General features: G+C 61.7%; 17 protein-coding genes, 1 tRNA gene and 1 pseudogene. All 19 read left to right on the top strand.

Annotated features, from left to right (window positions below; all coding sequences use genetic code 11):
- Positions 1–131: pseudogene (tuf, locus tag Q0X62_RS10825) on the top strand (elongation factor Tu); the annotation flags it as partial.
- A 158-nt stretch (positions 132–289) separates the two neighbouring features.
- The gene (locus tag Q0X62_RS10820) at positions 290–1,057 is read left to right on the top strand and encodes a 2OG-Fe(II) oxygenase family protein (RefSeq protein ID WP_297735361.1); all 768 of its coding nucleotides are present in this window, start codon (positions 290–292) and stop codon (positions 1,055–1,057) included.
- The gene (locus Q0X62_RS10815) at positions 1,057–3,216 is read left to right on the top strand and encodes a sulfotransferase (protein ID WP_297735358.1); all 2,160 of its coding nucleotides are present in this window, start codon (positions 1,057–1,059) and stop codon (positions 3,214–3,216) included. The genes Q0X62_RS10820 and Q0X62_RS10815 overlap by 1 nt, the downstream gene beginning before the upstream one ends.
- Positions 3,213–5,003 (top strand): tetratricopeptide repeat protein, encoded by a 1,791-nt coding sequence (locus tag Q0X62_RS10810; RefSeq protein WP_297735356.1) that lies wholly within the window; start codon positions 3,213–3,215, stop codon positions 5,001–5,003. The genes Q0X62_RS10815 and Q0X62_RS10810 overlap by 4 nt, the downstream gene beginning before the upstream one ends.
- 280 nt (positions 5,004–5,283) lie before the next feature.
- The gene (locus tag Q0X62_RS10805; RefSeq protein WP_297735353.1) at positions 5,284–8,133 is read left to right on the top strand and encodes a TonB-dependent receptor; all 2,850 of its coding nucleotides are present in this window, start codon (positions 5,284–5,286) and stop codon (positions 8,131–8,133) included.
- A 156-nt stretch (positions 8,134–8,289) separates the two neighbouring features.
- Positions 8,290–9,291, top strand: a complete 1,002-nt coding sequence (locus tag Q0X62_RS10800; RefSeq protein WP_297735350.1) for a class I SAM-dependent methyltransferase — start codon at positions 8,290–8,292, stop codon at positions 9,289–9,291.
- A gap of 117 nt (positions 9,292–9,408) precedes the next feature.
- Positions 9,409–9,484, top strand: a tRNA-Trp gene (locus Q0X62_RS10795).
- An 81-nt stretch (positions 9,485–9,565) separates the two neighbouring features.
- A complete protein-coding gene (gene secE / locus Q0X62_RS10790) occupies positions 9,566–9,820 on the top strand; it encodes a preprotein translocase subunit SecE (RefSeq protein WP_295695883.1) in 255 nt (84 codons plus the stop codon).
- Positions 9,821–9,832: 12 nt separating this feature from the next.
- Positions 9,833–10,366 (top strand): transcription termination/antitermination protein NusG, encoded by a 534-nt coding sequence (gene nusG / locus Q0X62_RS10785; protein ID WP_297735347.1) that lies wholly within the window; start codon positions 9,833–9,835, stop codon positions 10,364–10,366.
- Positions 10,367–10,463: 97 nt separating this feature from the next.
- The gene (gene rplK, locus Q0X62_RS10780; RefSeq protein ID WP_297735344.1) at positions 10,464–10,892 is read left to right on the top strand and encodes a 50S ribosomal protein L11; all 429 of its coding nucleotides are present in this window, start codon (positions 10,464–10,466) and stop codon (positions 10,890–10,892) included.
- Between the two features lie 4 nt (positions 10,893–10,896).
- On the top strand, positions 10,897–11,595 hold the full coding sequence (gene rplA, locus Q0X62_RS10775; RefSeq protein WP_297735341.1) for a 50S ribosomal protein L1: 699 nt from the start codon (positions 10,897–10,899) through the stop codon (positions 11,593–11,595).
- 300 nt (positions 11,596–11,895) lie between these two features.
- Positions 11,896–12,411 (top strand): 50S ribosomal protein L10, encoded by a 516-nt coding sequence (gene rplJ, locus Q0X62_RS10770; protein ID WP_297735339.1) that lies wholly within the window; start codon positions 11,896–11,898, stop codon positions 12,409–12,411.
- Positions 12,412–12,467: 56 nt separating this feature from the next.
- Positions 12,468–12,839, top strand: coding sequence for a 50S ribosomal protein L7/L12 (rplL, locus tag Q0X62_RS10765; protein WP_297735336.1), 372 nt, complete (start codon positions 12,468–12,470; stop codon positions 12,837–12,839).
- A gap of 213 nt (positions 12,840–13,052) precedes the next feature.
- Complete coding sequence (gene rpoB, locus Q0X62_RS10760) at positions 13,053–17,126, top strand: DNA-directed RNA polymerase subunit beta (RefSeq protein WP_297735333.1); 4,074 nt, start codon at positions 13,053–13,055, stop codon at positions 17,124–17,126.
- 66 nt (positions 17,127–17,192) lie between these two features.
- Positions 17,193–21,410 carry a DNA-directed RNA polymerase subunit beta' gene (gene rpoC, locus Q0X62_RS10755; RefSeq protein WP_297735331.1) on the top strand — a complete coding sequence of 1,406 codons (4,218 nt, stop codon included), beginning with the start codon at positions 17,193–17,195 and terminating at the stop codon, positions 21,408–21,410.
- 329 nt (positions 21,411–21,739) lie between these two features.
- The gene (gene rpsL / locus Q0X62_RS10750) at positions 21,740–22,111 is read left to right on the top strand and encodes a 30S ribosomal protein S12 (RefSeq protein WP_011643738.1); all 372 of its coding nucleotides are present in this window, start codon (positions 21,740–21,742) and stop codon (positions 22,109–22,111) included.
- 11 nt (positions 22,112–22,122) lie between these two features.
- Positions 22,123–22,593 carry a 30S ribosomal protein S7 gene (gene rpsG, locus Q0X62_RS10745; protein ID WP_295695866.1) on the top strand — a complete coding sequence of 157 codons (471 nt, stop codon included), beginning with the start codon at positions 22,123–22,125 and terminating at the stop codon, positions 22,591–22,593.
- Between the two features lie 39 nt (positions 22,594–22,632).
- Positions 22,633–24,708 carry an elongation factor G gene (gene fusA / locus Q0X62_RS10740; protein ID WP_297735327.1) on the top strand — a complete coding sequence of 692 codons (2,076 nt, stop codon included), beginning with the start codon at positions 22,633–22,635 and terminating at the stop codon, positions 24,706–24,708.
- A gap of 51 nt (positions 24,709–24,759) precedes the next feature.
- A partial coding sequence (locus tag Q0X62_RS10735) for a GTP-binding protein (protein WP_297733420.1) occupies positions 24,760–24,885 on the top strand: 126 nt, incomplete at its 3' end.

The raw sequence follows: 24,885 nt of genomic DNA, 5'->3' as shown, positions 1-24,885 counted from the left end.
TGCCGGGCGACAATATCGAAATGAATGTCGAACTGATCGTACCGATCGCCATGGAAGAGAAGCTCCGCTTCGCTATCCGTGAAGGTGGCCGCACTGTCGGCGCCGGCGTCGTGTCAAAGATCATCGAGTAATCACGCTCGATATCGACGCAGAACAGCGGCGCGCTCCTCCTGGAGCGCGCCGTTTTCTATTGCGAGTGGTCCGTCCACCGGGCTGACGGCTCGTCTGGACAGGTCCGGGTCGGCTGGATAGGTGTTTTCACTCCGTTTGTTACAGCTGGTGTGAACCCATGTCCGATCCGCTCAATCTTCGCCTCAATCCGGCACTGGATCCGCAAGAATGGGCGCGCAAGTATGCCGAGTCCCCGCTGGTTCAGATTCCCGATATCTTCGAGCCGGCCCTGGCCGAGCAGGTCAGCGGGATCCTGCGTGACACACTCACCTGGCGCCTTGTCTTTCCAGAACCCAATCCGTCCGGAGACGGGCCGGAAGTCGTTGTCCAGCTGACCCAGCAGGAAGTCCAGGGGATGGGCCGCGAGGCGGTTGCGGCGGCGATTGGCGGGGTCATGCAGCGCGCGCAGAAGAATTACGGCTATCTCTACGACAGCTATCCGATGATCCAGGCCTATACCTCGCACTGGGACCCGGGCCATCCGATCCATCGCCTCACCGAGTTCCTGAACTCGCGGGAGTTTCTGGACTTCGGCCAGACGGTGACGGGGGCGTCGGTGGTGACCAAGGCTGACGCGCAAGCAACCCGCTATGCCCGGGGACACTTCCTGACCCGGCATGTCGATGAGGGACATGACCAGGAAAGGGTGGCCGCCTACACGCTTGGCTTCACCCGTAATTGGCAGCCCGATTGGGGTGGCCTGCTGATGCTGATCGAGGACGGGCTGGACGTGTCGCGCGCCTTCCTGCCGCGTTTCAACATGTTGTCGATCTTTGACGGGCGTCGCTTGCATGCAGTCAGCCCGGTCGCGCCCTTCGCCGGCGATGCCCGCTACCAGGTCACCGGCTGGTTCCGCAATGACCCGGCCCCTGGCGGAGCAGGTTGATGGTCGCCGACCCCCGGCTGGCCAAAGCGCGCGAGCTGCGCCTCCAGGACGCCTTCGATCAGGCGCGGGCGCTCTGTCATGCCGTACTCGAGGAGCGCGCCGAGGATGCCGAAGCGATGGGGCTCCTCGGAATTTGCGATATCGAGTGTGGCAATGTCGCGGAAGGTCGCGCTTGGCTTGACCGTGCGGAAGCGGCGAATGCGGACAACGCCTCGGTCCACCTTTACCGCTCCGTCCAGCACGAGGCAGAAGGCAATGCCCAGGCGGCGCTCGATGCGGCGCGGCGGGCGAGCGAGTGCGATGCGACGCGGTTTGATATCTGGGGGCGGCTCGGTGATCTCGCGGGGATTGGCGGCAATCTTCCCCTCGCGGCGGACTGCTTTGACAAGGCGCTCAAGGCGGAGGACACCCATCCGGCCCGGGCCAGCGTTGCGCTTCGGCTGGCAGGGTTGGAGATGCAGCTCGGGCGCACGGATGGAGCCGAGGCAGCGCTGAAAGTGACCGAGGCGGCTGCGGGCGGGGCCCTGCCGCCCGAAGGCCTGGCCATCAAGGCGGCGATCGCTCGCAACCGGGCCGACTGGGCATTGCTGCGGGACGTCGCCCAGGACTGGCTGGACATCGTTCCCCATGACAACGATGCGCGCGGTGCTCTGGCGCAGGCCCTGTCCCAGCTGGGCTATTACCGGCGGGCCATCGAGATTTTCCGGCCGGTCGTCGCCGAGCGCGGCTCCGATGCCGGTTCGCTGGCTGCACTGGGCCGGCTTTACCTCGGGGCGCGCGATACCGAGACCGCGCGCCAGACCTTCGAGGCGGCGCTTCAGGTCGACCCCGATTCTGCGGACGCGCTTTTCGGTCTGGCCCGGATCGGCAATTTCGCCGGACGGGTCGATGAGGTGGAAACCTACTGCCGCCGCATCCTCGCGGCGCATCCCGATCACCTTGATGCCTGCGCCTTTCTCTCGGAAACGACCGGCGGTCGTCTGGAAGATTCCGAGCTGGCAGTCCTGGAAGCGGCCCGCGAGGCCCGCGATCTGCCGGCGGATCGGCGCGCGATCTCCCTGTTTGCACTGGGGGATGCCTATCACCGCCGCAAACGCCGCGCGGAGGCCTTCGCGACCTGGGGGCTCGCCAACGAGGCCAAGTGGTTGCAGCATAATGGCAAGCTGGAATCCGGCTATGATCGCGACGCCCAGGAGGCGCGTGTCGCGCGCCTTGCCGCTCAGTTTGACGGCTCAGAGCCCGCAGCAGCGCCGGGGCCGGGACCCATCCCGATCTTCATTGTCGGCATGCCGCGTTCCGGCACGACCCTGCTGGAGGCGGCGATCTCTGCGCATGATGACGTTGAGCCATCCGGCGAACTTCCGGCCTTGCCCTTCATTCTCGAGAAGTTTGAATCCTGGGCTGCGGCGAGCCATTGGCAGGGCGGCGCCATTCCGGACGCCAAGCTGGTCGAATGGCGGGAAATCTACATCAAGCAGCTGCGCGAATACGGGCTGGACGAAGCGCAATGGGTGACCGACAAGCAGCCCAGCAATTTCCAGGCGGTCGGTCTGATCCGCCAGCTTTTCCCGCAATCGCCGGTGATCCATATTCGTCGTCGTCCGCTTGAAACGGCCTTTTCCATCTATCGGCGCAATTTTACCCGGCAATGGCCTTTTGCGCATTCGCTGGACGATATACGCCACTACTATGCCGAGCAGGCGCGCCTGTGTGATCACTGGCGGCGCACCTATCCGCAAACGGTCACGCCCTTGCAGTATGAAACGCTTGTGACGGCCTTCGAGGCGAGCTTGCGCAGCCTGTTCGCGCGGATGGGCCTGACCTGGGACAACAAGTGCCTGGAATTCTACAAACAGGAGCGCCAGATCATGACCTTCAGCGCGATGCAGGTCCGCCGACCACCCTCCGCTGATCATCTTGACTCGACCACGCCCTATCTGGAATGGCTGGACGGATTCGACACGGCCATAGAGGCGCTGGGGGTCAATCCGGACACGGGGGCCTGGCTTGCCGCCGGTGAGGCGGGCGAGGCGCCGCAGCCTGATGCGATCCCCGATTTGGCCGCGACCTCGGTGGCGCAGGCACCCGATGAGCCGACCGTCAGCTCCGGCGGGTTCTGGCAGCGTCTCTTGGGTCGCGGCGGCCGGTCCGGATCATGATGGCGACCCTGCAGCGTGCCGTCGGCCTGCTGCAGGCCGGACGGTTTGGCGAGGCGCTGCCCCTGCTTGATCAGGTGCTCACAGACGTTCCGGACCAGCCGGATGCGCTGATGTTTCGGGCCATGGCCCACAGCCGGCTGGGGGATGATGCCGCGGCGCAGGCGGACTTCGAGGCGGCGAGTGCGCATCATCCGCAACGCCATGCGGTGCTCAATAATCTCGGCAATCACCATCAGCGGGCCGGGCGCCTGGACCATGCCATTGAGGCTTATCGCGACGCGCTGACGGCGGCACCGGAATTTGCCGATGCGCGTCTGAATCTGGCGCTGACCTTGTCCCAGACCGACGATTTTCCGGCAGCGCGCTTGGCAATTGCCGATGTGTTGACGCGCCAGCCGGGTCATGTGCTGGCCCTGAACGCGCTGGGCAATCTGGAGCGGCGAGCCGGTGAGACCGAGGCTGCCCGTGCAGCCTTTGACCAGGCGCTGGAGGCAGATCCGGACGCAGTTCTGCCGCGCATCAATCGTGGCGCCCTGCAGCGCGAGACCGGCGAGCTGGACGCGTCCTGCGCGGATTTGCGCCAGGCGTGTGCGCTGGCGCCGAATATGGCCGAGGCCCATGCCCAGCTCGCTCACAGCTTGCGCACGCGGATGGATGTCGACGGCGCCGAGCGCGCCTATCGACGCGCGTTGTCACTGGCGCCCCGCGATCCGGAGTACCATGCCGACCTGGCGAGCCTGCTGGTCGAGGCCGGGCAGGGGGACACCGCCCTGATCCCGCTTCGGCAGGCGATCGCAGCGACCGACGATCCTCGATTGCATGAAGTCCTGGCCCGCATCCTTTTACGCTCCGGGCAGCCGGATGGGGCTCGGGCTGCCGCGAACGCCGCCCTGGCGCGTGACCCCTCAGCCGTGCAGGCCGCGATGGTCCGTAGCGAGCTGGGATTGCGGACCGGTGATCCCGCCGGTGCCCTGGCGGATGCCCGGCTGGCCTTCGAGGCTAGCGAGGGCGAAGACTGGAGCGCGCGTCATGGTCTGGCCGAGGCGCTGCTCGTCAATGAGGATTGGCGCGGCGCGGCGGCGGTTCTCGATTGCGAGGTCCCGCCAGCGCATCTCCAGAAGCATCTGGCGCTGCAATCGGTTGCCTGGCGCCAGACCGGCGATCCGCGCTACGCCCAATTGTGCGACTTTGATGTGTTTGCTCGCAAGATGCGGCTCGACACGCCGCCGGGCTATGCAAGTCTCGACGCGTTCAACGCGGCCCTGTCCGTCAGTATCGAGCGTCTGCACGCGAACGGTGCAGCGCCGCTGGAGCAAACCCTGTTCGGCGGCACCCAATCGGCCGGTCGGCTCTGGAACAGCGACGACCCGGTGATTCGCGAGCTGGCGGCAGCGCTGGAGGTTTTGTCACGCCGCTATCTGGCTGAATTGCCGAAAGACCGGGAGCACCCGTTCCTGGCGCGAAATACCGGCCGTGGAAGACTTGCCGGCGCCTGGTCGGTGCGTCTGAAGTCCGGGGGCGGGCATGTCGATCATGTCCATCCAGCCGGCTGGATCAGTGCCAGCTACTATGTGAGCGTTCCCCGAAGTGTGATGTCAGGCGAACGTGCCGGTTGGTTGCGGCTAGGCGTTCCAGGCCTGCCTGGACTGGCCTTGCCAGCCGAACGCTATGTCATGCCCGAGCCGGGTTTTGCCATCTTCTTTCCGTCCTTTTTCTGGCACGGTGTCGAGCCGTTCGAGAGTGATGAGGTGCGAATCACAGCGCCGTTCGACCTTCTGCCGGCCTGATTATCGTCCCGTGAGCCCACTCACCTGGTTCGGGTCGGAAACCTGTTAGCGTTATAAGTCTGCGGCAAACCTGCAACAGTGTATCGCAAACACCGTTTGTGACGGTGAGATGTCATTGACCCTTCCGAAACCGCAGACGTACCTTGCAAATATGGAAAGCTTCACGGCGATCCGATTTGAGGGGGTGCTCGCTGACTTCTGAAGATGAGCGGGGGTCCCTTTCCGTATACCTTACTCGGAGGGATATAGAGTGAGATCCAAGTCCTTGAAGACTTGCCTGATGGCAAGCACGCTGATCAGCGGTCTGGCCGTCGCGGCTCCCGCTGTAGCGCAAGACGATGACGTCGTCGTCGTAACCGGTTCGCGTATTCAGCGCACCGATACGGTGGCGCCGAGCCCGATCACAAACGTGTCTGCTGAGCAGCTCGCGGTTGTGAACACGGTCAACACCGAAGACTTCATTAACACGCTGCCGCAAGTTGTTCCGGCGTTCGACTCCACGTCGAACAACCCGGGTAACGGTACGGCAACGGTCAGCCTTCGTGGCCTCGGCACGACCCGTACGCTCGTCCTCGTTGACGGCATGCGCTTCGTCGGCGCCGGCCCGAACCAGGTCGTCGACCTCAACAACATCCCGTCCGCGCTTGTCGAGTCTGTCGACATCGTGACCGGTGGTGCTTCGGCCGTTTACGGCTCGGACGCTGTCGCCGGTGTTGTTAACTTCATCATGAAGGACGACTTCGAAGGTGTTGAGATCAACGCGTCGCAGGAAACCTCGCTGGGTGACCTCGATGGCGACATCACGACCCTGTCCATCACGATGGGCGGCAACTTCGACGATGGTCGGGGTAACGCAGTCATCTCCATGGGCTACACGAATCGTCAGGCCGTCTTCCAGGGCGACCGTGACTTCTCGTCCCTGACCAACTGGGATCCGGGCCCCGGCAATGCCGCTGACGGCTTCATCGCCGGTGGTTCTTCGAACATTCCGGGCACGCGTTTCCGCGGCGCGACGTCTTCCAACTTCGGCGCCTACGGTGCCGGCCTGGTGGCCGCCGACCCGCTCTGCTCGGGCAACACCTGCTCTGGTTTCTTCAACTCGGGCAGCGGCATTGTGCCGATGCGCTTCGGTTCGCCGAACGACACGTATAACTACGCGCCGTCCAACTACCTGCAGCTGCCGCAAGAGCGCTACAACTTCTCGGCCTTCGCGACCTATGAAGTGAACCAGCACCTCGAGCTGTATGGCCGCGGCGTGTATGCCAACAACGTCGTCGACTCCCAGCTGGCTCCGACGCCGGCCGGTGTGACGCTGACCTATGACCTCGCCGATCCGAACATCCCGGCCGCCCTTCTGGCCCTGATGACCAACGACCCGGCATCCAATAATGGTGACGGCACGGCTACCGTTCGCACGAGCCGTCGCTACCAGGAAATCGGTACGCGTAACTCGCTGCGCGACACGAGCTCCTTCCAGCTCGTCTTCGGTGCTCGCGGCGATATCAACGAGAACTGGGCTTACGATGTGTTCGCGAACTACTCGCGTTCGTCCATCTCCCAGATCCAGACCGGTAACATCTCGGTTTCGGCTCTGCAGCAAGCTGTGACCTGCTGGGACCAGTCGCTTCCGGGTTGCTCGGGTGTGCCTTACGCCGACCTCGTGAACGGCCCGAACTCGCTGTCGCAGGCTGGTGTTGACTACATCTCCCGTACCGGTGCTCAGATCGACAATGTCGAGCTGTTCCAGACGGTTGCCACGGTCAACGGCGAATTGCCGATGTTCCAGCTGCCGACGGCTGAATATGCTCCGGCTCTCGTCCTCGGTGTCGAGTATCGTGAAGCGTCAGCTGAATCGATCCCTGACTCGGTTCTTGGCCCGGACGTTCGTGGCTTCAACTCCTCCCTGCCGGTTGCAGGTGTGGTTGACGTCTACGAATTCTTCGCAGAAGCCGAAATCCCGCTCATCACCGGCAAGGCGATGGTCGAGTCTCTCAGCGCAAATCTCGCCTTCCGTACGTCCGAGTACAACACGGTTGGCAATACCGAGACTTTCGCAGTCGGCCTCGGCTGGCAGATCAATGATCAGATCCGCCTGCGTGGTAACTTCAACCGTGCTGTCCGTGCACCGAATGTGAACGACCTGTTCGCTCCGTTCACCAACGGCTTCCCGGGTGCGGGCGATCCGTGCTCCGGTGGTGCCAATGGTAGCTACTCGGCCGCCACGATCGACGCGACCTGTCTTGCCGCCGGCGTGCCGGCTGGCCAGCTGGGCGCTCCGTTCCAGGGTAATGCCCAGATGGAAGCCCTCTTCGGTGGTAACACCGGTCTGGGTGCCGAAACGGCTGACACCTACACGATCGGTGCCGTCATCGAGCCGAACGCCATCGAAGGCCTCACTGTTCAACTCGACTACTACAATATCGAGATTGAAGACGCGATTTCGACGGTTCCGCTTCAGACGCTGCTGAACGAATGTCACCTGACCGGCATTCAGGCATCTTGTGACACGCTGTATCCGGCTGGTGCCGCGACTCCGTCGCGTAACCCGGCCACGGGTGAGATGGGTGCCAACGGCTTCGTGCCGAACCTGTCGCCGATCAATGTTGCCACGCTGTCTGTCGAAGGTATCGACCTTCGCGTCGATTACAGCTTCGCAGCTGACGTGATCGGTCTTCCGGGCGACATGGCGATCACCTACTACGGTGGTTTCGTGATGGCGTCTGACTTCACCACATCGGCTTCGTCGCCGGTCATCGAATGTGCGGGCCTCTATGGTCTGGACTGCGGTGAGCCGACGCCGGAGTACAAGCACTCCATGCAGTCGTCCTGGTACACGGGGCCGTTCACGACCTCGCTGCGCTGGCGTCACATTGGTGCGCTGGACGCGGACCCGACCACGGCTGGTTTCGTTTCGGACCTGTCCGACGACATCACCGCGAAAGATTACTTTGACGTCACCTTCTCTTATGACGTCAACGAAGCTTTCACGGCGACCGTCGGTGTGACCAACTTCACCGACACGGACGTTCCGGAACTCGGTTCCACGGCGTCGGAGCAGGCCAACACCTGGCCGGCTACGTACGAAACGCTGGGCCGTCGCCTCTTCGTGGGCGGTCGCCTGCGCTTCTAAGCGTAAGCTGACACCGAATAGGGAAGGGCGGGCCTGCGGGCCCGCCCTTTTCTTTTTGCTGGAGTCCCAAGCAGCACAAATTCGCCTGTGCCCGCTACGTGGTGGCTGCCGGTGAGGATTGTGTTTGTGCAAGGGCTCCGCCACCCTGATCCCATCATGTCTTCCGCCAAGCTTCGTTCCCAAACCAGGACCGCCTGGGCTGACTTCTGGTCCCACGGTGCCTCCCGGTCCGATCACCGGTTTCGTGATGCGGGCACAGCCGGCGTGTTGCGCGAGCACTGGAACAATGTCTTCGCGACCCGTTTCGTGCCCGGCGCGAACGTCTCCGTTCTCGACGCCGCGTGCGGAGAGGGCGCATTATTGCGCGCGGCGCGCGATTGTGCCGAAGCAGTTGAAGACGTGTCTCTCGACCTGCATTGCACGGATATCGCGCCGGCTGCGGTGCGCGCCGCGGCAGCATCCGTAGGCGATGACCTGCCGGTGGCGCCTATTGTCGCTGATGGTGCAGCGCTTCCCTATGCGGATGAAAGTTTCGACTGTGTGGTCAGTCAGTTCGGCCTTGAATATGCCGGGCTGGACGCCTTTGCGGATGCGGCTCGGGTCACAGCGCAGACCGGTGCGTTCAGCGCGCTGGTACACCGCGGGGGCGGCGCGATCGAGGTGGAGTGTCGAGCCAATCTTGTCCTGCTGGATGCGGTCCGCGATGCCGGCCTGTTGCGGTCTCTTGAGCGTCTGTCGAGCCTCGCGGCGCGGCAGGCGGCCGGCAAGGTGGCACCAGCGGCTCTCGAGCGGGCAGCAGAACGCTTCCAGGCCTCTGCCGAGGCGGTGGGCGAGGCGCTTCGGGCTGCGCAGCCTGGCGCCGCCCGGACGCTGATTGAGCGCCTTTGGCGGGATTGCTCGACTGCCGCGGCCCGGGTCGGCCTATACGGGGTCGGGGAATTGGAGGCCTGGCTGGCCGCCCACGCGACGGAACTGGACGCCTACGCGCACCGCATGCGGTCGATGATCGAGGCGGCCTGCGATGAGGCGGAGATGGCGGAGATTGCGCGAGGTCTGGACGCTTTCGGCCTGACATCTGTCGTTATCGGCGAAGTCCGCGCGAGCGACGGCGCGCCTGCACTCGCCTGGTCCGTCACCGCCTCGGTCGATGCCGGCTGAGGGCCCGGATACACGAATGTGCGTTTTAGCTGTTTTCTTATGGCGCTTCACATTGTAGACAGCTGCGCTCCGGATGTGGCGGTGGCGCGGTCACCGTGATATTCCGCGCGCGGTCCTAGGGGTGTAGCTCAGTTGGTAGAGCATCGGTCTCCAAAACCGAGGGTCGGGGGTTCGAGTCCCTCCGCCCCTGCCAGGCCGTTTTGAATTTCAGATGGTTGCGCATGATGCCAGCCATCTCTTGAATAAAGGGCCCGAGCGGGCCAGATGGACTTGAATGACGCGGAACGCGAAGAATACGACGCCGGCCAAAGGTGAAGCGGCAGCGCCCAAGAAAAAGGGTGTTGGTCCGTTCCAATACCTGTCTCAGGTGCGCCAGGAAGCGCGCAAGGTGACGTGGACGACTTGGGGTGAGCTCTGGGTCTCGACGCTCCTGGTGCTGATCCTGTCCGTGATTGCCATGCTCTTCTTCTGGGCTGTTGACTGGGTTATCAGTTCGAGCATCCAGTTTATTCTGTCTCTCGGCGCCTAAGGAGGAGGCTGTATGTCTGCCAAGTGGTACATCGTGCATGCCTATTCGAACTTCGAGAAGAAGGTCGCTGACGCGATCCGTATCGAAGCCTCGATCCAGGGCCTGGAAGACAAATTCGAGGAAATCCTCGTTCCGACCGAAGATGTGGTCGAAGTTCGCAAGGGTCGCAAGATCAATGCTGAGCGCAAGTATTTTCCCGGCTATGTCCTCGTGAAGATGGACATGACCGACCAAGCCTATCACCTCGTCACCTCGACCCCGAAAGTCACCGGCTTTCTTGGTTCGGGCAAGAAGCCGATCCCGGTTTCCGAGAATGAGGTCAAGCGGATCCTCGGCCAGATGGAAGAGGATGCGGAACGTCCGCGTCCGACCGTCAGCTACGAGATCGGCGAGACCGTCAATGTCATCGATGGTCACTTCCAGAGCTTCAACGGTGTTGTCGAGGAAGTGGACGACGAGCATGGCCGCCTGAAGGTAGCCATCAATATCTTCGGCCGGGCGACCCCGGTCGAGCTGGAATACGCCCAGGTCGAAAAAACGGCCTAGGCGTCAATCTGCGGGAGATGCCGGCGACAAGTCCATGCCGGGTCGTACCGCAAACCCCGAAGGCGCGAAGGGCGCGCCTTTTTAATGGAGTGGGAACATGGCCAAGAAAATTGACGGCTATATCAAGCTGCAGGTGCCCGCGGGCGCTGCAAACCCGTCCCCGCCGATCGGCCCGGCCCTGGGTCAGCGCGGCGTGAACATCATGGAATTCTGCAAGGCCTTCAACGCGAAGACCCAGGAGATGGAAAAAGGGATGCCAATCCCGACGACCATCACCGTCTTCTCGGACAAGTCCTTCACCTTTGCCATCGCGACGCCGCCGGCCAGCTTCTACCTGAAGAAGGCCGCCAAGATCGCCAAGGGTTCGAGCACGCCGAGCCAGTCGATCGCCGGTTCCGTCTCGCTGGCCCAGTGCCGCGAGATTGCCGAAGCGAAATTCGCCGACCTCAATGCGAACGATCTCGACCAGGCGACGAAGATCATCGCCGGTTCCGCCCGTTCCATGGGCCTGCAGGTGACGGAGTAAGATCATGGCTAAACTCGGAAAACGCATTGCGGCCGCGCGCGAGACCTTTGATCGCGACACGCTGTACTCGATCGACGATGCCGTCGCTCACGTGAAGGCCAACGCTAAGGCCAAGTTTGATGAAACCATCGAGCTGGCCATGAATCTGGGTGTCGATCCGCGCCACGCCGACCAAATGGTCCGCGGCGTCTGCAACCTGCCGAATGGCACGGGCCGCTCGGTCCGGGTTGCGGTCTTTGCCAAGGGCCCGAAGGCTGAAGAAGCCACCAAGGCCGGTGCCGATGTGGTTGGTGCGGAAGACCTGATGGAACAAATCCTCGGCGGCAACATCAATTTCGACAAGGTCATCGCGACCCCGGACATGATGCCGCTGGTCGGCCGTCTCGGTAAGGTGCTCGGCCCGCGCGGCATGATGCCGAACCCGAAGGTCGGCACGGTCACGATGGATGTCACCAAGGCTGTTGAGGCCTCCAAGGGTGGCGCTGTCGAATTCCGTGTCGAGAAGGCCGGGATCATTCACGCCGGTGTCGGCAAGGCGAGCTTCACCGAAGCGGCCCTGGCCGAGAATATCCGCGCGCTGGTTGACGCCATCGTCAAGGCCAAGCCGTCGGGCGCCAAGGGCACCTTCGTTCGGCGCATTGCACTGTCCTCGACGATGGGTCCGGGCGTAAAAATCGATACGTCTGCCGCCGTTTCGGCGTAAAAGACTTGAGTTTCAGCCCGGACCGGATTATCCGGCCGGGCTGTTCCGGTTCGATTCACGCGTTTTGTGGGTCGGGCCGGCCTGTCCGAGATCGCAGGGGGTGGGCCGAAAGGTGCCACCTTAATCCAATACGGGCCCTGTGTGAGACAGAGCGAGATCGATCTGACCTTGTGGGTCTGTCGGTTCAAGCCCTGGGACAGGATGCGTCATGATGGCATCCGACCCGATGAGGGGAAGATGTCGTGATGGCGTTTTCACCGAGCCGTCCACGGTGGACGGCTCAAACAGGGAGTCCGCAAAATGGATCGCAATCAAAAAGAAGCGACCGTCGAAGAGCTGAATGGCGTCTTCTCGGAAGCTGGATCCGTGGTGATGGCCCAGTATTCTGGCATGACCGTTGCGGAAATGACGGAACTGCGTTCCAAGCTCCGCGAGCTTGGGGGCACGTTCAGGGTGGTGCGTAACCGCCTCGCCAAAATCGCGCTCAAGGGCAAGCCGGGTGAGGGCGCTGCCGACCTGTTCACAGGTCCGGTGGCAATCGCTTACTCGGAAGACTTTGTCGCCGCGCCGAAGGTGATGGTCGAGTACGCCAAGGATAACAAGAAGCTCGTCATTCTCGGCGGTTTCATGGAAGAGGATGTGTTCGACGCCGCCGGCATCGACGCGCTCTCCAAGATGCCGTCCCGCGAAGAGCTTATTGCCACCATCTCTGCCCGCCTCATGGGGCAGGCATCCCAGGTTGGCCAGCGTCTCATGGCGCCGGGTCAGGGTCTTGCGGGGGCGATCGACGTCATCCGCGAAAAGGCTGACGCCTGATTTCGTCATTCTCCGCTATCGAACTGACACTTTGAACACCGCAAGGAATTGAACAAATGGCTGATGTAGCTAAACTCTGCGACGAACTTCTCGCCCTCACCATCCTTGAAGCCAAGGAACTCAACGATCTTCTCGAAGAAAAAGGCATCAAGGCAGCGGCTGCTGTCGCTGTTGCTGGTCCGGCTGGCGGTGGCGATGCCCCGGCTGCTGAAGAGAAGGACGAATTTGACGTTGTCCTCACCTCCGCTGGTGACAAGAAGATCAACGTCATCAAGGAAGTCCGCGCCATCACCGGCCTGGGCCTGAAAGAAGCCAAGGACCTGGTCGAAGGTGCACCGAAGGCTGTCAAGGAAGCCGCGCCGAAGGCTGAGGCCGAAGAAATCAAAGCCAAGCTGGAAGCCGCTGGCGCCAGCGTTGAGCTGAAATAGTCTCGCTTCGGCGTGACTGACACGGTGCTACGGGCGCGTGGGGTAATCCTGCGCGTCCGTTAGCCCGTCTTTGCTATACCCAATCCCGCCGCTGTCGTTCCAGGCGGGATTGTTGACTGGCTCGGGTCGTTAAACGCCCGATCCAACCGGAGCGGCGCCGCGGGGGCGATCCCCGCATCAAGATGCGCAGTGCTGTCTGCGAAGGGAGCCGACATGGGTCTGTCGTTCACCGGCAAAAAGCGGATTCGCAAGTCTTTCGGACGTATTCCGGAAACTGTTGCGATGCCGAATCTCATCGAAGTCCAGAAGTCCTCATACGAGCACTTCCTGATGAAAGAGGTGCCTGCCGCCGAGCGCGACGACACCGGCATGCAGGCGGTCTTCAAGTCCGTCTTCCCGGTCAAGGATTTTGCCGAACGGGCTGTCCTCGACTTCGTGTCCTACGAATTCGAGGCGCCGAAGTTCGACGTGGAAGAGTGCCAGCAGCGCGACATGACGTTCGCCGCGCCACTCAAAGTCAAAATGCGTCTCATCGTGTTTGATGTGGACGAGGAAACCGGCGCCCGCTCGGTCAAGGATATCAAGGAGCAGGACGTCTATATGGGCGATATCCCGCTCATGACGGACAAGGGCACCTTTGTCGTCAACGGCACCGAGCGCGTGATCGTCTCCCAGATGCACCGGTCTCCGGGCGTCTTCTTCGATCATGACCGTGGCAAGACCCATGCCTCGGGCAAGTATCTCTTCGCCGCCCGCATCATTCCGTATCGTGGTTCCTGGCTCGACTTCGAGTTCGACGCCAAGGACGTGGTCCACATGCGCCTCGACCGCCGCCGCAAGCTGCCGGCGACGACGCTCCTGTACGCGCTCGGCCTGGACAAGGAAGAGATTCTCTCGACCTTCTACTCCACGGTCACCTACAAGAGCTCCAAGAAGGGCTGGACCGTTCCTTACGTGAAGGAACGCTGGCGTGGTGTGAAGCCGGTGCGCGATCTGGTCGACGCCAAGACGGGTGACATCATCGCCCCGGCCGGCAAGAAGGTCTCCGCCCGCGCAGCCAACAAGTTTGCCGAAGACGGTCTGGCCGCTTTGCTGGTTTCCGACGAACATCTGCTTGGCGGCTATCTGGCCGAGGACATGGTCAATCTGGAAACCGGTGAAATCTTTGCCGAAGCCGGCGATGAAATGAGCGAGGAAATCCTCGAGACGCTGAAGAATACCGGCGTCAAGGAACTCAACTTGCTCGACATCGATCCGGCAACCGGCGTGGGTCCGTACATCCGCGCGACCCTGGCCGCCGACAAGAATGACAGCCGTGAACAGGCGCTTGTGGATATCTACCGCGTCATGCGTCCGGGCGAGCCGCCGACCGCGGAAACCGCCGAAGCGATGTTCCAGGGGCTGTTCTTCGATCCGGAGCGCTATGACCTCTCCGCTGTTGGTCGCGTGAAAATGAATATGCGCCTCGACCTCGATGCGCCGGACGACATGCGCACCCTGCGCAAAGAAGACATCCTGGCCGTACTCAAGACCCTCGTGGGTCTGCGAGATGGTCGTGGTGAAATCGACGATATCGACAATCTCGGCAATCGCCGTGTGCGTTCGGTCGGCGAGCTGATGGAGAATCAGTACCGCATCGGCCTCTTGCGCATGGAACGCGCCATCAAGGAGCGTATGTCTTCGGTCGATATTGAAACGGTCATGCCGCACGACCTGGTCAATGCCAAGCCGGCGGCTGCCGCCGTGCGCGAATTCTTCGGCTCTTCGCAGCTGTCGCAATTCATGGACCAGACCAACCCGCTGTCGGAAGTCACCCACAAGCGTCGCCTGTCGGCGCTCGGGCCGGGTGGTCTGACCCGTGAGCGTGCCGGTTTTGAAGTCCGCGACGTGCACCCGACCCATTACGGCCGGATCTGCCCGATTGAGACACCGGAAGGCCCGAATATCGGCCTGATCAACTCGCTGTCGACGTTCGCACGCGTCAACAAGTACGGCTTCATCGAAAGCCCCTACCGCAAGGTCGAGAACGGCAAGCTGACCGAACAGGTCGACTACCTCTCGGCGATGCAGGAATCCCGCTACTCGATCGCCCAGGCCAATGCCCATGTGAACGAGAAGGGCGAGCTGGACAATGAGTTCGTCAATTGCCGCGTTGCCGGTGATGTGACGCTCGTCCCGCGTGAGGATGTGGAATATATCGACGTATCGCCGAAACAGGTTGTTTCGGTCGCGGCGGCGCTCATTCCCTTCCTGGAAAACGATGACGCCAACCGCGCCCTGATGGGTTCGAACATGCAACGCCAGGCCGTGCCGCTCGTGAAGGCGGAAGCGCCGCTCGTCGGTACCGGCATGGAGAGCATTGTGGCGCGCGACTCCGGTGCCGCCATCGCGGCGCGCCGGGCCGGTGTGATCGAACAGGTCGATGCGACCCGTATCGTGATCCGGGCAACGGAAGATCTCGATGCCGCCAAATCGGGCGTCGACATCTATCGTCTGTCGAAATTCCAGCGCTCCAACCAGTCGACCTGTATCAACCAGCGCCCGATCGTTCGTGTCGGCGACCTGGTCAATTCCGGCGACATCATTGCAGATGGTCCCTCGACCGATCTCGGCGAGCTTGCGCTCGGCCGGAATGTGGTCGTCGCCTTCATGCCGTGGAATGGCTACAACTTCGAGGACTCGATCCTGATCTCCGAGCGCATCGTGCGCGACGATGTTTTCACCTCGATCCACCTCGAAGAGTTCGAGATCGCGGCCCGCGATACCAAGCTGGGTCCGGAAGAGATCACCCGTGACATCCCGAATGTCGGTGAGGAAGCCCTGCGCAATCTCGACGAAGCCGGGATCGTGGCGGTCGGTGCGGAAGTCGCTGCCGGTGACATTCTCGTCGGCAAGGTGACGCCGAAGGGCGAAAGCCCGATGACGCCGGAGGAAAAGCTTCTGCGTGCCATCTTCGGTGAAAAGGCGTCCGACGTTCGTGATACCTCGCTCCGCATGCCGTCCGGTGCTACCGGTACGGTCGTGGAAGTCCGCGTCTTCAACCGTCACGGTGTCGACAAGGACGAGCGCGCCATCTCGATCGAGCGTGAAGAGATCGAACGTCTCGGCAAGGACCGGGATGACGAACTCGCCATCCTCGAGCGCAATATCTATCAGCGTCTCGGCGATCTTCTGCTCGGCAAGTCTGCGGTCTCCGGTCCGCGCGGCTTCGCCAAGGGCGAGGTCACCCAGGAGGCCCTCGACGACACCCCGCGCAGCGGTTGGTGGCGCATCGGCCTCGATGACGAGAAGGCCATGGCCGAAGTCGAAGCCCTGCAAAAGCAGTATGACGACTCAAAGGCGCGCCTCGACCGTCGTTTCGAGGACAAGGTCGACAAGCTCCAGCGTGGCGATGAAATGCCGCCGGGCGTGATGAAGATGGTCAAGGTCTTCGTGGCCGTGAAGCGCAAGCTTCAGCCGGGCGACAAGATGGCCGGCCGTCACGGCAACAAGGGTGTCATCTCCAAGATCAACCCGACCGAAGACATGCCTTTCCTGGCCAATGGCGAAGCGGTGGACATCGTCCTCAACCCGCTTGGCGTGCCGTCGCGCATGAATGTCGGTCAGATTCTGGAAACGCATCTGGGTTGGGCCTGCCGCGGTCTCGGCAAGCAGATCGGGGAAGCCTATGAGGCCTATCAGCGTGATGGCAGCACCGTCGCCCTGAAAGCCGAGCTGGATCGTGTCTATGAAGGTGGCGAGCTGCCGGAAACCGATGCCGAACTGGCCGAGCTGGGCCTCAACCTGTCCAATGGCGTGCCGATCGCGACCCCGGTCTTCGACGGTGCCCGTGAGCCGGATGTGGCGCATTGGCTGGAGAAGGCAGGCTTCGATCCGTCCGGCCAGTCGACGCTCTATGACGGTCAGACCGGTGAACCCTTCCGCCGCAAGGTGACGGTGGGTGTGAAGCACCTGCTGAAACTGCACCACCTGGTGGATGACAAGATCCACGCTCGTTCCATCGGCCCGTACAGCCTTGTGACCCAGCAGCCGCTGGGTGGTAAGGCCCAGTTCGGCGGCCAGCGCTTCGGCGAAATGGAAGTGTGGGCGCTGGAAGCTTACGGGGCAGCCTACACGCTGCAGGAAATGCTGACGGTGAAGTCGGATGACGTGGCCGGCCGGACCAAGGTCTATGAGGCCATTGTCCGTGGTGACGACACTTTCGAAGCCGGCGTTCCGGAAAGCTTCAACGTGCTTGTCAAGGAAATGCGTTCACTCGGCCTCAATGTCGAGCTGAAGAACGGCTAAGGCTGAACCATATTTCGCGGGACAGGGCTTTCCCTGTCCCGCTTGCCCCTTTTGGGAGACGGCGACATGAATCACGACGTCATGAACATCTTCAATCCGGCTGCCGAAGGCCCGTCCTTCGACCGGATCCGCATTGCCCTGGCCAGCCCGGAAAAAATCCACTCCTGGTCCTTCGGCGAAGTGAAAAAACCCGAGACGATCAATTACCGGACGTTCAAGCCCGAGCGCGATGGCCTCTTCTGTGCCCGCATCTTCGGCCCGGTGAAGGATTATGAATGCCTGTGCGGCAAGTATAAGCGCATCAAGTACAAGGGCATCGTCTGCGAGAAGTGCGGCGTTGAAGTCACCCTGGCCCGCGTCCGTCGCGAGCGCATGGGTCACATCGAGCTGGCCGCACCGGTCGCGCACATCTGGTTCCTGAAGTCGCTGCCGTCCCGGATCGCCATGATCCTCGACATGGCCCTGAAGGATGTCGAGCGCGTCCTCTACTTCGAAAACTACGTCGTCATCGAGCCGGGCCTGACCCCGCTCCAGCCGTTCCAGCTGCTCTCCGAAGAAGAGTATATGGAAGCGCAGGACGAGTATGGCGAAGACGCGTTCACGGCCGGTATCGGCGCTGAAGCGGTCCGTGAAATCCTCATCAACATGGATTTGGAAGCCGAGTGCGCCAAGGTCCGTGAGGACATGAAGGAAACCGGTTCCGAGCTGAAGCTGAAGAAGTACGCCAAGCGTCTCAAGCTGATGGAAAACTTCCTCTCTTCGGGCAATCGCCCGGAGTGGATGATCATGACAGTCATTCCGGTCATTCCGCCGGAACTGCGTCCGCTTGTGCCGCTCGATGGCGGCCGTTTCGCGACGTCCGACCTCAATGACCTCTATCGCCGCGTCATCAACCGCAACAACCGCCTCAAGCGCCTCATCGAGCTGCGTGCGCCGGACATCATCATCCGCAACGAAAAGCGGATGCTGCAGGAATCCGTCGACGCCCTGTTCGACAATGGCCGTCGTGGTCGCGTCATCACGGGCGCCAACAAGCGTCCGTTGAAGTCGCTGTCCGACATGCTCAAGGGCAAGCAGGGCCGCTTCCGCCAGAACCTGCTCGGCAAGCGCGTCGACTATTCCGGCCGTTCGGTCATCGTGGTCGGTCCGGATCTCAAACTGCATGAATGCGGTCTGCCCAAGAAGATGGCGCTCGAACTGTTCAAGCCCTTCATCTATGCGCGTCTTGACGCCAAGGGCCTGTCCGGCACGGTCAAACAGTCCAAGAAGCTGGTCGAGAAAGAGCGCCCGGAAGTCTGGGATGTGCTCGACGAGGTCATCCGCGAACACCCGGTTCTCCTGAACCGTGCGCCGACCCTGCACCGTCTCGGCATCCAGGCTTTCGAGCCGAAGCTGATCGAGGGCAAGGCCATCCAGCTTCACCCGCTGGTCTGCGCCGCCTTCAACGCCGACTTCGATGGCGACCAGATGGCTGTTCACGTTCCGCTCTCGCTGGAAGCCCAGCTGGAAGCGCGGACGCTGATGATGTCGACCAACAACATCCTCTCGCCGGCCAATGGCAAGCCGATCATCGTGCCGTCGCAGGATATCGTGCTGGGCCTTTACTACCTGTCCATCGAAAAGGACAAGGAGCCGGGTGAGGGCATGGCGTTCGGCAGCCGGGCCGAGCTGGAAGCCGCCCTGGAATCCGGTGTCATCACGCTGCACACCAAGATCAAGGCCCGCTGGGAAGGCATCGATTCCGACGGCAATCCGATCACCAAGGTGATCGAGACCACGCCGGGTCGCAAGATGATCATCGATCTCCTGCCCAAGCACGCCAAGATGCAGCCGGAGCTGCTCGGCGAGCTTCTGACCAAGAAGGCGATCGGCAGCCTGATCGATCAGGTTTATCGCCACTGTGGTCAGAAGGCGACGGTCATCTTCTGTGACCAGATCATGGGTCTGGGCTTCAAGGAAGCGGCCAAAGCCGGCATTTCCTTCGGCAAGGACGACATGCTGATCCCGGACGCCAAGGCGGATCTGGTCGGGGCAACCCGCGACATGGTGTCGGACTATGAGCAGCAATATGTCGACGGTCTGATCACCAAGGGTGAGAAGTACAACAAGGTCGTCGATGCCTGGGCCAAGTGCACGGACAATGTCGCCGACGCCATGATGGACGAGATTTCCAAGACGACGGTCGGCGAAGACGGCCGCACCTCGGAAGTCAACTCGGTCTACATGATGGCCCACTCCGGTGCTCGTGGTTCGAAGAACCAGATGAAGCAGCTGGCGGGTATGCGGGGCCTGATGGCCAAGCCGTCCGGCGAGATCATCGAAACGCCGATCATCTCGAACTTCAAGGAAGGCCTGACCGTCCTTGAATACTTCAACTCCACGCACGGCGCCCGTAAGGGCCTGGCCGACACCGCCCTGAAGACGGCGAACTCGGGTTACCTGACGCGTCGTCTGGTTGATGTCGCCCAGGACTGCATCATCACCGAGGAAGATTGCGGCACCTCCGAGTGCTTCGAGATTTCCGCGGTTGTTGATGGCGGTGATGTCGTGGTCTCGCTTGAACAGCGCATCCTTGGCCGGACCCTGGCCCAGGCAGTGAAGGATCCAGCGTCCGGCGAAGTCATCTGTCCTGCGGACACCTATATCGACGAAGATCTGGCGCTCGCGATCGAGATGGCCGGCGTCCAGTCCGTCTGGGCCCGTTCGCCGCTCACCTGTGAGACCCGTGTCGGTGTCTGTGCGACCTGTTACGGGCGTGACCTGGCCCGCGGGACGCGCGTGAATATTGGTGAAGCGGTCGGGGTCATCGCGGCCCAGTCGATCGGTGAGCCTGGCACTCAGCTGACCATGCGGACCTTCCACATTGGCGGTACGGCCCAGGTCTCCGAACAGTCCTTCATCGAGGCCGGTTCGGAAGGCAAGGTTACATTCAAGAATCCGTCAACCGTGACCAATTCCGACGGCGATTTGATCGCACTGTCGCGCAATATGCAGCTGCTCATCGTGGACAACGAAGGCAAGGAGCGCGAGAGCTACAAGCTGGGTTACGGCACCAAGCTGAAGGTCAAGGAAGGCGACAAGACCGTGCGTGGTCAGCGTCTGGGCGAGTGGGACCCCTATACGGCCCCGGTCGTTTCGGAAGTGGGCGGCAAGGTCAAATTTGTCGACATCGCCGAAGGCGTGTCGGTGAAGGAAGAGACCGACGAAGCCACCGGCATCGCCTCCAAGGTGGTCATCGACTGGCGTGGTTCGGCCAAGGCCAATGCCCTGCAGCCGACCATCGTCGTCCAGGACGAGAATGGCGAGCCGATCAAGCTCTCCTCCGGTTCCACCGCCAGCTACATGCTGGCCGTGGGCGCTATTCTCTCGGTCGCCGATGGCGATACGGTCCGTCCGGGTGACATTGTCGCGCGTATCCCGACCGAAGGTGCCAAGACCCGGGACATCACCGGTGGTCTGCCGCGTGTCGCGGAATTGTTCGAAGCCCGCCGTCCGAAGGATCATGCCGTCATCGCGGAGATCACCGGTCGGGTCGAGTTCGGTCGCGACTACAAGAACAAGCGCCGCATCGCGATTGTTCCGGAAGGCGACGAGGCCGAGAAGGTCGAATACCTGGTGCCCAAGGGCAAGCACCTGACGTGTCAGGAAGGCGATGTGATCCAGAAGGGTGAATACCTGCTCGACGGTCACCCGGCGCCGCACGATATCCTGGCGATCCTGGGCGTCCCGGCTCTGGCCAATTACCTGATCGACGAGATCCAGGAGGTCTACCGACTGCAGGGCGTGCCGATCAACGACAAGCACATCGAAACGATTGTTCGCCAGATGCTGCAGAAGATCGAGGTCAAGGATCCGGGTGACAGCACCTTCCTGGCGGCCGAGCAGGTCGACAAGATCGAGTTCATCGAGACCAATGAGCGTCTCGAGGCCGAAGGCAAGCGCATGGCCACGGGTGACCCGGTTCTGCTGGGGATCACCAAGGCGTCGCTGCAGACGCGCTCCTTCATCTCGGCAGCTTCCTTCCAGGAAACCACCCGCGTCCTCACCGAGGCGGCAGTCCAAGGCAAGGAAGATACGCTCGAGGGTCTCAAGGAGAATGTGATCGTCGGCCGACTCATCCCGGCCGGTACCGGTTCCATCATGCGTCAGTACCAGGCCATCGCTGATGATCTGGATGCGGACATGCTGGCCGAACGCCAGGCAGCTGTTGAAGCTGAAGGCCTGCCGGAAGAGATCGCTGAGGCTGCTGCCGAGGAAATGGCTGCGGAAGACGGCTCCAACTAGCCTTATTTTGCAGGCGATCTTGCTGTAAAGACTTGGAAAAGGCCGCCGGGCAACCGGCGGCCTTTTTCATGCGACTGAGGATGAGCGGGGCCGGCTCACAAAACCTCTGAACAAGCGCTTGACGAATGCGAGTCGCGTGCGTAGTTTCCGCGCTCGTTTGAAGGACGGGCCGTAACCCACGTGGTTAGACGTCGTCCACCGTAACGGAAAAACCCCAGACGCCGCCGTGCGAGCCTTGTGTTCGAACGTCGGGGTCATTCCTTGCGTCCATCAGCATTTCAACGTGCTGGGGGGCGTGGTTGTTGAGATTAGAAACGGATTAGAGCGGGATGCCAACAATCAACCAGCTCATTCGCAAGCCGCGAAAAGACAAGCCGAAGCGCAACAAGGTGCCGGCCCTGCAGGCTTGCCCGCAGCGCCGTGGCGTCTGCACGCGCGTCTATACCACGACCCCGAAAAAGCCGAACTCGGCCTTGCGGAAAGTCGCCAAAGTGCGTCTGACCAACGGGCATGAAGTTGTGAGCTATATCCCGGGTGAGGGTCACAATCTGCAGGAACACTCTGTTGTCCTTATCCGCGGTGGCCGCGTGAAGGACCTTCCGGGTGTCCGCTATCATATTCTTCGCGGCGTTCTGGATACCCAGGGCGTCAAGGACCGCAAGCAACGCCGTTCCAAGTACGGCGCCAAGCGTCCTAAGTAAGGGAGACGTCCATGTCGCGTCGTCACCGCGCAGAGAAACGCGAAATCTTTCCGGACCCCAAGTTCGGAGATCGCGATCTCACCAAGTTCATGAACTACATCATGCTCGACGGCAAAAAGTCGGTCGCCGAGCGTATTGTCTATGGCGCTCTCGACATCGTCGAAGAGAAGCTGAAGCGCGAGCCGATCCGCGTTTTCCACGATGCCCTGGACAATGTGGCCCCTGAGGTCGAGGTCCGCTCCCGCCGTGTTGGTGGTGCGACCTATCAGGTGCCGGTTGAAGTCCGCGCCGAGCGCAAGAAAGCCCTGGCCATTCGCTGGCTCACGGGTGCTGCACGCGGTCGCAACGAAAACACCATGCGCGAGCGTCTCGCCGCTGAAATGATGGATGCCTCCGCCAATCGCGGAACTGCCGTCAAGAAGCGCGAAGACACGCACCGGATGGCGGAAGCCAACCGCGCCTTCTCGCACTACCGCTGGTAACCCCTTACAGGCACTGACCCGTACCAAGGACCCGTACAAATGGCCCGCGACTACAAAATCGAGGACTACCGCAACTTCGGCATCATGGCGCACATTGATGCCGGCAAGACGACGACGACCGAGCGGATCCTCTATTACACCGGCAAGTCCCACAAGATTGGTGAAGTGCACGATGGTGCCGCCACCATGGACTGGATGGAGCAGGAGCAGGAGCGTGGCATCACGATCACCTCGGCTGCGACGACCTGTTTCTGGAATGGCAAGCGTCTGAACATCATCGACACGCCCGGCCACGTTGACTTCACCATTGAAGTCGAGCGTTCGCTGCGTGTTCTTGACGGTGCCGTTTGCTGCCTGGATGCCAATGCCGGTGTCGAGCCGCAGACCGAAACGGTCTGGCGTCAGGCCGATCGCTACAAGGTTCCGCGCATGGTGTTCATCAACAAGATGGACAAGCTCGGTGCCGACTTCTTCAATTGCGTGAAGATGATCGAGGATCGTCTCGGCTCAACGCCGCTTTGCGTTCAGCTGCCGATCGGCTCGGAGAACGAGTTCGAGGGCATCATCGATCTGCTGACCATGAAAGAACTGGTCTGGCAGGGCGAGGGTCTCGGTGCTGAGTGGGAAGTGCGCGACATTCGTGCCGAGCTCGCCGACAAGGCTGCCGAGTACCGTGAAAAGCTGGTTGAGGCGGCTGTCGAGCTCGATGAAGTCGCCATGGAAGCCTATCTGGAAGGCGAAGAGCCGACCATCGAGGTGCTCCAGAAGCTGATCCGCAAGGGCTGTATCAGCCTGGCCTTCAACCCGATCCTGTGTGGTACGGCCTTCAAGAACAAGGGTGTCCAGCCGCTGCTCGACGCCGTTGTCGATTACCTGCCGAACCCGACCGAGGTTCCGGCGATCAAGGGTATCGACTTCAAGACCGAAGAAGAGGTGGTCCGCAAGGCGTCTGACGATGAGCCGACCTCGCTTCTCGCCTTCAAGATCATGAACGACCCCTTCGTGGGCTCGCTCACCTTCGCCCGGATGTATTCCGGCCACCTCGAGACGGGCGTGTCCCTGCTCAACACGGTGAAGGACAAGAAAGAGCGTATCGGCCGTATGCTGCTGATGCATTCCAACTCCCGCGAAGACATCAAGGAATGCTTTGCCGGCGATATCGTCGCGATTGCAGGCCTCAAGGACACCACAACGGGCGATACGCTCTGTGATCCGATGAAGCCGGTCATCCTCGAGCGCATGGAATTCCCGGATCCGGTTATCGAACTGGCCATCGAGCCGAAGTCGAAAGCCGACCAGGAGAAGCTCGGTGTCGCGTTGCAGCGTCTGGCCGCCGAAGACCCGTCCTTCCGCATGAAGACGGACGAGGAATCCGGTCAGACCATCATCGCCGGCATGGGCGAGCTTCATCTCGACATTCTCGTCGATCGCATGAAGCGCGAGTTCAAGGTCGAAGCGAATGTCGGTGCGCCGCAGGTGGCCTATCGTGAATCGCTGAGCCAGAAGGGCCTCGTCGACTACACGCACAAGAAGCAGTCCGGTGGTTCCGGTCAGTTTGCCCGCGTGAAAATCGAATTCGGTCCGGGCGAGGCGGGTTCGGGCTTTGTGTTCGAATCCAAGATCGTCGGCGGCAATGTGCCGAAAGAATATATCCCGGGTGTCGAGAAGGGCCTCAAATCCGTCATGGATGGTGGTCTGATCGCCGGCTTCCCGGTGATCGACGTCCATGCCACCCTGGTGGACGGTGCTTATCACGACGTGGACTCCAGCGTCCTGGCCTTCGAGATTGCGGCGCGTGCCGCCTTCCGCGAAGCCAAGTCGCATTGTGCGCCGAAGCTTCTCGAGCCGATCATGAAGGTCGAGGTCGTGACTCCGGACGAGTACACCGGCGGCGTTATCGGTGATTTGAACTCCCGTCGGGGTCAGATCGCCGGTCAGGAAATGCGCGGCAATGCGACCGTCGTGAATGCGATGGTTCCGCTGGCGAACATGTTCGGTTACGTGAACAACCTGCGGTCTGCGACCCAGGGCCGGGCACAGTTCACCATGCTGTTTGATCACTACGAGGCGGTTCCCAAGGCCGTCGAACAAGAAGTTATCGCCAAGTCCGCATAAGCGGACCTCTGGTTGCTGTAAAACAACGAACACGGATTTCGGAGCGAGATCATGGCGAAGGAAAAGTTTGAGCGCACCAAGCCGCATGCGAACATCGGCACGATTGGTCACGTTGACCACGGCAAGACGACGCTGACGGCTGCGATCACGATGGTTCTGGCGGAAGCCTCTGGCGGT

Source organism: uncultured Maricaulis sp. (genome assembly GCF_947259345.1).
Classification (GTDB): Bacteria; Pseudomonadota; Alphaproteobacteria; order Caulobacterales; family Maricaulaceae; genus Maricaulis.
The sequence above is the reverse complement of the archived record's forward strand: the minus strand, read 5'-3'. Positions and strand labels throughout refer to the sequence as shown.